Source organism: Pelovirga sp., assembly GCF_059864205.1.
On sequence record NZ_JCBCBS010000081.1, the window covers coordinates 1 to 11519 of the forward strand.

An 11519-nucleotide genomic window follows, 5' to 3' on the forward strand; every position below is an offset into this window, starting at 1 on the left:
GGTATGACGTGCATTGTCGTTAAACACAGCGGAAGATCAGTACTAATCAGATTAAGTCATGTCTGTGCGGTAGAATGATGTGATTTTTCTGTCGATTTTTTCTTGCTCATCAACGGATGATCGAGGAGGGTTTTTATTTTATGCAGGCCAATCGACTGTTTGATCGGTTTCGGGATGCCCTGATTGATCAGATCAGGAAACAAGATCCCTCTGCTGACGGGAAGAGAATTTGAGAAGATCGGTAATCCAGGAGATAAGCTGTGCAAAAGAAAAACTTGTCACCTATCTTGTCACCTCTCTGCGACAAAAAAAACAGGGGCTCACAGCGTTATGCCGTAAGCCCCTGGAATGTTTGGCTCCCTCTGCTGGGGTCGAACCAGCGACAATCTGATTAACAGTCAGATGCTCTGCCAACTGAGCTAAGAGGGAATAGTTGGTGCGGATTGGGAATATAGGAGATACTTACCTCCATGTCAAGCCATTTTCCGACCGCGGCTCAGGTCCCTTTTTTAAGATCGTTCAGCACCAGTTTTGCCACCGCCTTGAGGGTTTCAAACACCCCTTCGCCGCTAGTAGCACAGGCCTCATATTCCGGGACATTGCGCGGATTAAGCTCCTTGCTTAACTCCGCGAGGTCGGAGGCATTGGGCAGATCTCGCTTGTTGTATTGAATAACAAAGGGGATTTTTTCCATATCAAACCCTTGCTCTTCTAGGTTGTCGCGCAGATTTTCGAGACTCTCAATATTCGCATCAAAACGCTCTTCCTGGGAATCGGCGACAAAAACAACCCCGTCAACGCCTTTAAGAATCAATTTACGTGAGGCATCGTAAAAGACCTGACCAGGAACAGTATAAAGATGGAAGCGGGTTTTAAAACCACGAATCTCCCCCAACGCCAGGGGTAAAAAATCGAAAAACAAAGTACGCTCGGTTTCCGTGGCCAGGGAAATCATCTTTCCCTTGGAACCTTCGGCGGTCTTATTGTAGATATACTGCAGATTGGTTGTCTTACCGCACAAACCCGGTCCATAATAGACAATCTTACAGTTGATTTCTCGTGATGCGTAGTTGATAAAAGACATCTGGCGAATTCCGATCAGTTAAAAAGGTTGTCGATATCATCGTCAGTAATTTCAGCAAATGGGCTCGCCTGAAACTCTGAGTTATGATCCTGCGCTTTGCGCACCAGATCCTCGAGAATCACGGCCAGCTCAACGCTGGCTTTTTTAACGCGCAGGCGTACCAGTCCCAAGGAACTCCGCTGACCGAAAATAACCACCAGAATAACGCGCCCGCCGACGATAGAAAGGTGGATATTATCCTTCTCTCCTTCATGAAAGAGAATCGAGAATTCCTTTTCACCAATCAGTTTGGCCAAGCCGCCGGTCGCCGCAATATTCCCCGCTGTCAAAGAAGCAAGACTGGTGGTGTCGAGGTTTTCGGTTTCGCCGGTGGAAGCGATCAGCTGGCCATCCTTGTCAACCAGAAAAATGACCTTGGCATTAGATTCCCGCAGCAAACGTTCGATCAGTGCCAGAAGTTTCTGGTATTCCCCGTCGTACATGACCAGAGACGACTGTGAGCTGAGCATGTGGTACTCCTTGGCTGAAATTCTCTTTGAATAAGCCATCTGTATATCATTTAAAAAGTCTCATATCAAGAGACTAATCATTAGAAAGGGAATTAGCCAACAACAACAGAAGGTTGACTTGTGTTATAAAAACATCTACTTAGTTTACTTATGAAACTTTGTAACTGTTCAGCACCGGATCTTCGGATCCTATGTCAAGGGACGCGATTGTTTCCCGTTGGGTCATCCCTGACCGCTTGTTGTCGTCGTCCATGGCGACAAACACCCTTGCCACAGGAGCCAAAGGCCCGGTGCAAGGATAGTGCTGAATAATTAAGAAACTTTTTAAGTGAACACAATACGGGCTATCTAGCGCCCCAGGTAATAACAGGATCCCCATTGGCAACAAATTACCAGCACCCGGCCGGCCTGCAGCCTGCAAAAGATCATCGAATGTCAACATCGATCCGCGAAGGTTACGATTTTTCCCTGCTGGACGATTGCGACAACGCTTATCGCTTTACCGCCCTGATCTCTGCCCCTCGGCTCGCCGATATCTTTGTGCAATTCAGCCGCTTTTTAGGGGAAGAATCTTTTTTTATTCTGGAGTTCTATCCTGAACAGGCAATAACCCGACGCTCAAGTACCGAGGAATTGCGCCAGGAGCCGGCAGTTTATTATTCCCCCTATATGCCAACCAACCTGATTCTGCGAACCATTGCCCCCTATCTGAGCCGTTTGGTCCATGATGGTTTTGTAGGTTTTGGTTTGGCCAATAATCGCAAAGGGCTGGAATTTTTCTGCTCCGAAGAAAAAGTCTTGAGCTTTTTTACCGACAACCACCTGCGCCTGTGCAATTTCTTGGCACACCATCAGATTCCCTACCGTCATGATCTTATTCTACCGACTGATTACGACCATCATCACTTCTCGCTGCTCGGTCTGCCACGCGAATTACATCCACCTGAGCTTAAAAAACTTGGTACCGCAGAGCTTGATGCGTCCATCTACTGCGATGAACTAAGCGATCTTCTTGATATGTACGAGGTTGAAGAAGGGCTGTCCTTCTTTCTCACCCGCAAAGAACAGGAGCAGATTGCTACATTGATCAACAGCAAACTGGCGCACCATGAGTTTGCCGATGTCGAATTCGGTTCACTATTATTAGACTGGAGTGATTTCGTTACTGAGTGCGAATATGTTTTTGACGGCGACCTGTGGGAATATCGCCAGGGGTTAAAAATCCGCGACATGATCGAGACGGTGATTGAACTGTTGGAAAAGCCCCTCGCCGACAAGATCAGATCGATCATTGCCGAGCCCGATACGATTTTCCGAAAGAACCTGGTTGATGGTGCCAAACGCCTCGATACCCCGGAAAATCCATTGGTCAACCAGGAGTGTTTCTGGTACCAGGGGGTAGTGCGTAACCAGGGGAGTGAACTGCGCCGCGACCTGATCCGTCACGGTTGGTTCAAAAGGCCGTAATCATGCTCCTGATTGTCGCTGCGACTCCGGCGGAAACCGCCCTGCTGCGCCGGCAGCTTGGCAGCGGCGAAAGAATGCTGTGCGGGGGAAAAGAGCTGCTGCGTGGCACCCTTTGCGATACCCCGGTACTGATCGGTCACGGCGGCATCGGTGCCATGCTGATGGCCATGCAATTGGCCCGTCTTTTAGCTGAGCAGCGACCTGAGGCGGTGATCCTCTGTGGTTGTGGTGGCAGCTATCCTGACAGCGGCCTTCGCGTCGGCGATCTGGCCCTGGCCAGCAGCGAGACCTACGGCGACTGCGGGGTAACGACGGACAGCGGCTTTATCCCGCTGGAACAGTTGAATATTCCACAGCAAGCGCCCCTCGCCCCACTATTTCAACAGTCCTATCATCTTGACACGCCACTCTACAAACGAGCGGCCCAGTTGCTCCCGCAGGCACACTGCGGCCCCTTTGTGACGGTCAACAACTGCAGTGGCACCCCTGAATTAAGCCGGCAGCTGCAACAACAGACTGCTGGTATCTGCGAAAACATGGAAGGAGCTGCTGCGGCACAGGTTTGCGCTGAATTTGCCTGCCCGCTACTGGAAGTGCGCGGTATTTCCAACCCCACCGGCACCCGTGCCGACGAACTGTGGGACCTTCCCCTGGGCATCAGAGTGGCACAAGAAGCCGTTCTGACCCTGCTGCAACGCGACTTGCTGAGCACCTGAAGGACTTTTGCCATGACAAGTTTAAGCCTCGGTTATTCTCCCTGTCCCAATGACACCTACATCTTTCACGCGCTGATTCATGGTTTGATCCCCTGTGGTGATCTGACCTTCAAGGAGCGTCTCGAAGATGTTGAAACCCTCAATCAGCTGGCACTGCAGGGGGTCCTGGATCTAACCAAGATTTCTTTTCATGCCTTTGGCCACCTGCGCGATCGCTATGTCCTGCTGCACAGCGGCGCCGCTCTCGGACGCGGCTGCGGACCACTGATTGTTGCCGACGAAAGCCTTTCCCTTGAACAATTAAGGGGCAAAACCATTGCCATCCCGGGACGGCTTACCACCGCCAATCTGCTGTTGCAGCTCTATGTTGGCGGGACGGAAAATCTGCTGATTCTCCCCTTTGATCAGATTATCGCCGCCGTGCGCCAGGGGCGTGCCGCTGCCGGAGTCATCATCCATGAATCCCGCTTCACTTATCAGCAATACGGACTAAAGCAAATGCTTGATCTGGGGCAGTGGTGGGAAGAGGTAACCGGGCATCCGATTCCCCTCGGGGGAATTCTGGCAAAAAGAAGCCTGGGTGAAGAGCGGATCAGACTGGTAGATCAGGCGTTGCGCCGCAGCATCGAATACGCCCGCAATCACCCGGATCAGGCAACCAGTTATATCCGTCAGCATGCCCAGGAACTTGACGATAGCGTGATCAATCAGCACATCGACCTGTATGTTAATGATTACTCTATCGATTTAGGCGAAGATGGGCTGGCAGCGGTTTCCTGCCTGCTGGAAAAAGCAGAACAGGTCGGCATTATTGCTAAAACCGACCAGCCCCTGACGATCTGATACCTTATTATCGTATCTATTCAGCACCGGATCGGTGATCCTATGTCAAGGGACGCGATTGCTTCCCGTTGGGTCATCCATGACCGCTTGTTGTCGCCGTCCGTGGCGACAAACACCCTTGCCATAGGACCACCGACCCGGCGCAAAGCCATAGCTGAATAGTTAGTTATTATCTTACTCCCAGCCGCACCGCCTTGATAAATCGCGCTTCAACTGCCGCACCGACTTTGGCCAGAGTCTCCGGTTCAACTTGTGAGTCGACAGAAAAAACCACCATCGCCTCGCCGGCTTTTTCCAAACGTCCGAGACTCATATTACCGATGTTCACCTGATGTTCCCCCAAAATGGTGCCGATCTTGCCGATCAACCCCGGGCGGTCCTGATAATTAATTACCAGCATATGTTTTTCAGGTCGGAAATCGATGGGGAAATTGCGCAGCTTGACGATTTTGGGGGTGCCTTCGAACAGGGTTCCGGCAATCCGCCGCTTACCTTCCGGGCTTTCCAGATCAATAGTAATCAGACTGGAAAAGGAATCCGTTTCGGTTGAGCGAATTGACTCAACCTCTATGCCACGGGTTTTTGCCACCAGACCGGCGTTCACCATATTGACATCCTGCTCGGTACTGAAATTGAGCATTGCGGCGAGGCCACAAATGGTCAGGGGGTCACAGTCAAAACGAGCAATCTTGCCGTTGTAGGTAAAGGAAATCTTGCTGGGATTGGCGGGTGCCAGCTGGGACATGAACTCACCGAGAATCGTCACCAGCTCCATAAAGGGCTTCATTTGATCCATCAGGTCCGGATCAAAGCGGGGAATATTGACCGCATTGTTTAACGGCCGACCGTCGATGTAGTTGACAATTTCCTTACTGACATCCACAGCAACATTTTTTTGTGCCTCAAAGGTATTGGCTCCCAGGTGCGGCGTTACCAGCATATTGGGGTGAGCGATCAATTTTTTCAACAGCTCACTGCGTGGTGGCTCTTCGCTGTACACATCGAACGCTGCGCCCCTGCATTTACCTGACTCGAGAGCAGCCAACATGGCCGCTTCGTTGATGATTCCACCACGGGCGCAATTGACAATAAACACACCATCCTGCATACCGGCAAAGTGCTCAGCATTGATTATATTACGGGTCTCCTCGTTAAGGGGGGTATGCACAGTAATAATATCGGAAAAACGAATTACGTCCTCGAGGGAGGTTAATTTGACGCCGAAATCTTCGGCGCGCTTTTCAGAAATATAGGGGTCGTAGGTCAGTACCTCGGCTTCAAAAGCGCGACAGCGCAGGGCGACCCGCCCGCCGACCTTGCCCAGGCCGATAATACCGACGGTTTTGCCCTTGAGTTCATGTCCGGTAAAGGGTGCGCGTTTCCATTCGCCATTTTTCAGACTGATATTGGCAATCCCCACATTGCGACACTTGGCCAGCAGGATCGCCATCGTGTGTTCGGCCGCCGAATTGACATTGCCATACGGAGCGTTTACCACGATAATACCACGGCGACTGGCGGCATCGACGTCAACGTTGTCAATCCCGACCCCGGCCCTGGCAACGATTTTTAAGCGATGAGCATGGCTTAAAAGAGCCTCGTTAACCAGGGTGCCACTGCGGGTGATAATCGCATCGTAGTCGCCGACGCAGCGATGCAGTTCAGCAATCTCCAGACCGATTTTTTTATCGATGGTAATGCGCGGATCATTGATCAACGGCACCAGACCGCTGTCGGAAATTTCATCAGTAATCAGAACCTTCATGTATCAACCTCTCTCATTGCTGCCTGCAGCAGCATACTTATCGCCTGCGGGAAAGTCAGAATTCTATGTTGCTTACCGCCTCTTGTCAATCGTCCACAAGCAGTTCGTCCGGCCTTAGCAACCTGACCTCATCAATAGTGATAACCTGAGGACTTTCAAGGGAAACAGCAAAGAGCCCAACACCGGCGACACGGCGCAAATCCAGATCGCGCCCCCGCGGGGCGCTCGCAACATCAGCCAGCAGCACCCGGATACGATTCCAACCCGGTTCGAGCAGCAGGGTTAAATTAAATCTGTCCCGGTGAAGATTAGCAAAATCACGATGGTGCTGATCGTGAATCCGCAGGTGCAGCTCCAACGGTTCCGGCAAAGGATGATGAACATGCATCTGTAGTGCTGCGTAGCCGCGCCAGTCGGCCGGAAAAAAATTGAGAAAAACCCCCGGATACCTGCCGGCAACCAGCTCGACCCGCAGCGATTTTTGCCCCCGGTAGACAACCTGTTGATCGATATAGCGGCGCGACTTACCGCCCCAGCGCGTATGCTCAAAAGGGGTTTCGAAGCCGGACAGCAGGGGAAACTGATAGAGACTGATGATGTCATCTGCCAGTGCCCGGGAAAAGGGTATCAGGCTCCATGCCACTACCAGCAACAATAAAAACTGTGATGCGTGGCGCAGCGGCGCAACAAGCTGGTGGCGCCCAGGTGCAAAAAAAAGGACTGCCAGCAAACCACCCAGGACATCGTTAAAAATATCACGCCAACTCGGCTCGCGCCCGACCAGGGATTGAAAAATTTCAGTGGTGCCACCCACCAGAAAACTCAGCAGCGCAACCTCAACCAGCAACCGCCGGATCGGCAGGTTGCCGCGCCAACTCAGATAAAGATAACCCCACAGGGCAAAACAAAGCAGATGACCAGAAACCCAACCGAAACGCACCGAACGCAACGAATCCGGCCCGGGACCGCCGACAAACAACAGTACTGCACCGATCAGCGCCAGGGGCAGAAGTAAAAAAGTCTGGAGGCGGGTTAAGCCGAGCATAAAGAACGCCTGTAAAGAAATTCGACAAAACTACAAGGTCGAAACAATTTTTCCAAACCAGACTATAGCCGATCCATGAATAATCAGCGATTTTTTTAACAGCCGGGTTGTCATAAAGAGCTGTATTAGTTTCTGAAATGATCTTTTTGCACAATTTGCGGCCGAGGCACTAAACACATCAGGGAATAATTATTGCATGCTATATTTACTGCTCGTTGCAACTGTGTTCAAAAAATGAGAGAATCAGGCCCATATTTGACAAGCCCTTAAACGACATACCCCTTTCCGAGGACCGGCAATATCCGGCCGATACGAGAGCAGACCGATGGAAAGCCGTCTCCAGTACAGCCCGGTTCGAGAAAAACAGCGGTTTCAGGCCGTTAATCGTGCCCTGGTATTGATTGATCGCGGCCCTGAATCTCTCCCCTATCACATCATGGATATCAGTGAAGGAGGTTTGTCTTTTCGCTATCTGGGTCAGAAACTCAGCCGGTCCGACGTCAAAGAGCTCAGCCTCTATCTCAACCATGAGCTCATTGTCGATAACCTGCCGGTCAAATCGGTGTCGGATTATCGTTTGCGCGACAACCTCGTGCCCGTCAGGCGTGGCAGTGTACGCTTTGCTCCCCTTACAGAGGAGCAGTTACATAAACTACAAACCTTTATCCGCTTTCATACCGAAGCCCCTCTGCCCATCGCCCCACAACAGAAGGAAACATCGCATTAGACCTTCTCTGCCATCCGGTAATGGATCGTTGGTATTAGGGCTATGGCTATTGGTCACACGCCACAAGTGTCGAAATTTTTTACATAAAAAGGGCCGGCCGATGCCATTAAGCAATCCTTTTTGTAAAGTTTTTCGACACTCATTGCTCATCCGTGTGCACGGGCAAACTCCTCCATAAAGCTCGCCAGCTTTTCTACTCCCGCCATCGGCATCGGATTGTAAATGGAAGCGCGCACGCCACCAACACTGCGGTAGCCTTTGAGGGCATAGAGACCACGCCCTTCAGCCTGCTGCAGAAATTTATCTGTCAGTCCATCGCCATTGAGCAAAAAAGACACGTTCATAATCGAACGATGCTCAGGCTGGGCAATACCGCGGTAGAAATCGCTACCATCAATCACCTGGTAGAGTCGCGCCGCTTTGGCTTCATTGGTTTTTTCCATGGCCGCAACGCCACCCTGTTCTTTCAGCCATTCGAGCACCAGCTTGATGACATAGATGGCAAAGGTATTGGTGGTGTTGGTGAGGGAATTGTCCTTGTCGGCCCTGGTAAAATCGAGCAGGGTCGGAGTCGCACCATCGGCATAACCGAGCAGGTCATCACGGACAATCACCATAGCCATGCCGGAGGGGCCAAGGTTCTTCTGCAAACCGGCATAAACGACACCGAAACGGTTGTAATCTATCTGCCGCGACAACAGCTCAGAGGTCATATCAGCGATCAGCGGTACCCGCCCACCGTCGGGGAATTTGTTCCAGCGGGTGCCGAAGATGGTGTTGTTAGCGGTGATATGCAGATAGGCGGCATCCTGATCAATCAGCTCCAGGGGCAGCGCGGGAATATGGTCATAACCACTGGCAGCACTGCTGATGACGGTTTTAACCTGGCAGAATTTCTGCGCCTCCTGGGCCGCCACCTTGGCAAAGTTGCCGGTTTCAGCATACAGACACTGACGCGTGGCAGAGCGCCCGGCAAAATTCAGCGGGAGCGCCGAAAACACCATCCGCGCACCGCCATGCATGAAGAGTATGCGGTAGTTGGCAGGCAGCCCCGTCAGCTCACGAAACAGGGATTTGGCTTCTTCGAGCACCGCAATGAATTCGTCAGCACGATGGCTGATCTCGATAATCGACACCCCCATACCGCGATAATCGAGCCATTCTTCCCGTATCTTGCGCATCACCGGTTCCGGCAGCATTGCCGGCCCGGCACCGAAATTGTAAACCTTGTCGATCATAGATCACCGTCCACGATAATAAAAAGTTTTAACACCTCACTTGACCACCCGCAAGCCACCCTTTGCCCCGGATCCCGATGGCCCCGCCGGCGGATCCGGTTTATCTTCCGGCGCCTCTGATTCCGCTGCCGCCGATTCTTCCCCCAGCATCGGCAAGGTGCCCTGCTGCAGCATCCGCTCCACTGAAGCCGCAACCGTCAGACATTGCTTCATACACACCCGATAGGCCGGACACATGGTGCAATCGGCTTGACCACCAGCCGCCTTGAGGCAGTGAATCAACAGTTCAACACTTTCAAGCTGGGACAGGGGAACCAGATACATGTTTGTTCTCTCTTTTTAACCGGCCATGGTGCGTTCGCAGACCGCAACGAAAGCACGCAATTTTGTCATCATCGCCGCAAAATCTTCCGGCCGCAGGGACTGCGGACCGTCACTGGTGGCATTCTCCGGACAGGGGTGCACCTCTACCAGCAGACCATCAGCGCCGGCAGCCGCCGCCGCATAGCACATGGCCGGCACCAGTGCTGAGTGACCGGTACCATGGGAAGGGTCAATAACAACAGGCAGATGGGTCTGCTGCTTGAGTACCGGAATCGCCGATAGATCGAGGGTGTTGCGGGTCGCGGTTTCGAAGGTGCGAATGCCGCGCTCACAGAGGATCACCCGCCGATTGCCTTCGGATAAAATATACTCGGCGCTCATCAAAAATTCCTGAATGGTGGTGGCCATACCACGTTTCAGCAAAATCGGTTTATCGAGTTGGCCGAGCATTTTCAACAGGGCAAAGTTCTGGGTATTGCGTGCTCCCACCTGCATCACATCAGCATAACGGGCAACCAGCTCTACATCGCGCGGATTGACCACCTCGGTCACAATCGGCAAACCGGTCAGCTCACGCGCTTCGGCCAGCAACTTCAGCCCCTCTTCCTCCATCCCCTGGAATGAATAGGGGCTGGTGCGCGGCTTGAAGGCCCCACCTCGCAACATTCGCGCACCTGCCGCCTTGACGGCAACCGCAGTTTCGCAGATCTGCTCACGGGTTTCCACCGCACAGGGACCGGCACCGACAATAAATTCCTTGCCGCCAACAGCCAGCCCAGGGACGATTTCAATGGTGCTGGGCTCCGGCTGAACCTCCAGGCTCGCCAGCTTGTAAGGCTTAAGGATGGGAACCACATTCTCCACCCCCGCCATCGCCTGGAGAAGCTGCAATTTCTCCTTGCCGCGTTCCTCGCCGACGGCCCCGATCACGTTGCGGGTTTCCCCGTAAATCACGTGGGGCTGATAACCCAGCTCAGTGATTTTTGCTTCCACCGCAGCCAGTTCTTCCTTATTCGCATCTTTTTTCATAACGATAATCATTGTTGCGCTCCTTTGTCGCTAGCGACGTTTGAAGGCAAAAAGGCCACCAGATCTCCCGGCGGCCTTTACATCTACAAAAAAGTAAACCCGTGGGAGAATCGCCGTAAGCCATTCTGCCATGGGTTGGTATTTGTCTGGTGAGCTTTACTCGCACCCTTCCACAGCAGACGGCCTAAAAAAGCCGATAAACCAGAAAAAGAAAAAGCTGCGATAAAGACCGAAGGTTGCCATAACCATCCTCTCACGTGATTTTGCGTAGACTACACAAGCCTGCAACCACAAGCAAGTGAAAAATCAGCGCCTGCGGCAACGTAAAACCCCGCATTTTCTCTTGACAGTCCTGCGCCCTTTGGTTATAAACGGGCTTCATTTCGCCCAGATAGCTCAGTCGGTAGAGCAGAGGACTGAAAATCCTCGTGTCGGCAGTTCGATTCTGTCTCTGGGCACCAGAAAAATCAAAGGGTTACGGCTTAAAGCTGTAACCCTTTTTTGGTGGCTTGTGTAATTTCTGTGTAATCGTGTCAGCAAATCATGGCGATCTGCTTCCAATCTGCAACCGCCCTTCCAGCTTGTCCATAGCCTCCTGAATGTGCTCGCATGACCTCTTCGGTTTTCGCTACGCTCGTAGGGGCCGACGCCTAAATGGTGCTGACGTTCCAGGCGCATGGCCTCATTGATGATCCGACGGATGGCCTCACCGAGGTTATCAAAGCCATCATGTGCCAACAGTTCCACAACATCTTGAATTGCGTTACACTCT

At 52.2% G+C, this 11519-nt stretch carries 11 protein-coding genes and 2 tRNA genes; 5 read left to right on the forward strand and 8 right to left on the reverse strand.

The genetic code is table 11. The features are described 5' to 3' along the window. Positions 1 to 353: 353 nt before the first annotated feature. The 3 genes from AC6F7T_RS05285 to AC6F7T_RS05295 form a co-directional block, all read right to left on the reverse strand. Positions 354 to 429, reverse strand: a tRNA-Asn gene (locus AC6F7T_RS05285). A 67-nt stretch (positions 430 to 496) separates the two neighbouring features. Beyond that, entirely contained in the window at positions 497 to 1084 is a 588-nt protein-coding gene (locus AC6F7T_RS05290; protein WP_500716956.1) for an ADP-ribosylation factor-like protein, read from the reverse strand. 14 nt (positions 1085 to 1098) lie between these two features. Continuing rightward, positions 1099 to 1593 carry a roadblock/LC7 domain-containing protein gene (locus AC6F7T_RS05295; protein WP_500716957.1) on the reverse strand — a complete coding sequence of 165 codons (495 nt, stop codon included), beginning with the start codon at positions 1591 to 1593 and terminating at the stop codon, positions 1099 to 1101. A 432-nt stretch (positions 1594 to 2025) separates the two neighbouring features. Here AC6F7T_RS05295 and AC6F7T_RS05300 point away from each other — a divergent pair, with 432 nt between their 5' ends. Genes AC6F7T_RS05300 through AC6F7T_RS05310 form a run of 3 tightly spaced genes read left to right on the forward strand, consistent with a single transcriptional unit; the run spans position 2026 to position 4619 of the window. Next, the gene (locus AC6F7T_RS05300) at positions 2026 to 3060 is read left to right on the forward strand and encodes a hypothetical protein (protein WP_500716958.1); all 1035 of its coding nucleotides are present in this window, start codon (positions 2026 to 2028) and stop codon (positions 3058 to 3060) included. Positions 3061 to 3062: 2 nt separating this feature from the next. Then, a complete protein-coding gene (mqnB, locus tag AC6F7T_RS05305; RefSeq protein ID WP_500716959.1) occupies positions 3063 to 3776 on the forward strand; it encodes a futalosine hydrolase in 714 nt (237 codons plus the stop codon). A 12-nt stretch (positions 3777 to 3788) separates the two neighbouring features. Beyond that, entirely contained in the window at positions 3789 to 4619 is an 831-nt protein-coding gene (locus tag AC6F7T_RS05310) for an MqnA/MqnD/SBP family protein (RefSeq protein ID WP_500716960.1), read from the forward strand. A gap of 169 nt (positions 4620 to 4788) precedes the next feature. Here AC6F7T_RS05310 and serA read toward each other — a convergent pair whose 3' ends face one another. Both serA and AC6F7T_RS05320 read right to left on the reverse strand, forming a co-directional pair. Next, a complete protein-coding gene (gene serA / locus AC6F7T_RS05315) occupies positions 4789 to 6384 on the reverse strand; it encodes a phosphoglycerate dehydrogenase (RefSeq protein WP_500716961.1) in 1596 nt (531 codons plus the stop codon). Positions 6385 to 6469: 85 nt separating this feature from the next. Then, on the reverse strand, positions 6470 to 7429 hold the full coding sequence (locus AC6F7T_RS05320) for a VanZ family protein (RefSeq protein ID WP_500716962.1): 960 nt from the start codon (positions 7427 to 7429) through the stop codon (positions 6470 to 6472). Between the two features lie 325 nt (positions 7430 to 7754). On the opposite strand from AC6F7T_RS05320, the gene AC6F7T_RS05325 reads away from it, so the two are divergent. Further along, the gene (locus AC6F7T_RS05325) at positions 7755 to 8156 is read left to right on the forward strand and encodes a PilZ domain-containing protein (protein ID WP_500716963.1); all 402 of its coding nucleotides are present in this window, start codon (positions 7755 to 7757) and stop codon (positions 8154 to 8156) included. A 146-nt stretch (positions 8157 to 8302) separates the two neighbouring features. Here the strand turns inward: AC6F7T_RS05325 and serC are convergent, their stop codons facing one another. From serC to aroF, 3 genes are read right to left on the reverse strand one after another with little or no spacing between them, the layout of a single operon-like run. Further along, the gene (gene serC / locus AC6F7T_RS05330) at positions 8303 to 9394 is read right to left on the reverse strand and encodes a 3-phosphoserine/phosphohydroxythreonine transaminase (RefSeq protein WP_500716964.1); all 1092 of its coding nucleotides are present in this window, start codon (positions 9392 to 9394) and stop codon (positions 8303 to 8305) included. Between the two features lie 36 nt (positions 9395 to 9430). Next, positions 9431 to 9718 (reverse strand): hypothetical protein, encoded by a 288-nt coding sequence (locus AC6F7T_RS05335; RefSeq protein ID WP_500716965.1) that lies wholly within the window; start codon positions 9716 to 9718, stop codon positions 9431 to 9433. A 15-nt stretch (positions 9719 to 9733) separates the two neighbouring features. Further along, positions 9734 to 10759 carry a 3-deoxy-7-phosphoheptulonate synthase gene (gene aroF, locus AC6F7T_RS05340; RefSeq protein ID WP_500716966.1) on the reverse strand — a complete coding sequence of 342 codons (1026 nt, stop codon included), beginning with the start codon at positions 10757 to 10759 and terminating at the stop codon, positions 9734 to 9736. Between the two features lie 373 nt (positions 10760 to 11132). On the opposite strand from aroF, the gene AC6F7T_RS05345 reads away from it, so the two are divergent. Beyond that, positions 11133 to 11208: transfer RNA gene (locus AC6F7T_RS05345), tRNA-Phe, on the forward strand. Positions 11209 to 11519 lie beyond the last annotated feature (311 nt).

Coding starts and splice junctions, on each gene's coding strand:
- aroF (WP_500716966.1), bottom strand. CDS start 10,759: ATGATTATCGTTATGAAAAAAGATGCGAATAAGGAAGAACTGGCTGCG.
- serC (WP_500716964.1), bottom strand. CDS start 9,394: ATGATCGACAAGGTTTACAATTTCGGTGCCGGGCCGGCAATGCTGCCG.
- AC6F7T_RS05325 (WP_500716963.1), top strand. CDS start 7,755: ATGGAAAGCCGTCTCCAGTACAGCCCGGTTCGAGAAAAACAGCGGTTT.
- AC6F7T_RS05295 (WP_500716957.1), bottom strand. CDS start 1,593: ATGCTCAGCTCACAGTCGTCTCTGGTCATGTACGACGGGGAATACCAG.
- serA (WP_500716961.1), bottom strand. CDS start 6,384: ATGAAGGTTCTGATTACTGATGAAATTTCCGACAGCGGTCTGGTGCCG.
- mqnB (WP_500716959.1), top strand. CDS start 3,063: ATGCTCCTGATTGTCGCTGCGACTCCGGCGGAAACCGCCCTGCTGCGC.
- AC6F7T_RS05300 (WP_500716958.1), top strand. CDS start 2,026: ATGTCAACATCGATCCGCGAAGGTTACGATTTTTCCCTGCTGGACGAT.
- AC6F7T_RS05320 (WP_500716962.1), bottom strand. CDS start 7,429: ATGCTCGGCTTAACCCGCCTCCAGACTTTTTTACTTCTGCCCCTGGCG.
- AC6F7T_RS05310 (WP_500716960.1), top strand. CDS start 3,789: ATGACAAGTTTAAGCCTCGGTTATTCTCCCTGTCCCAATGACACCTAC.
- AC6F7T_RS05290 (WP_500716956.1), bottom strand. CDS start 1,084: ATGTCTTTTATCAACTACGCATCACGAGAAATCAACTGTAAGATTGTC.
- AC6F7T_RS05335 (WP_500716965.1), bottom strand. CDS start 9,718: ATGTATCTGGTTCCCCTGTCCCAGCTTGAAAGTGTTGAACTGTTGATT.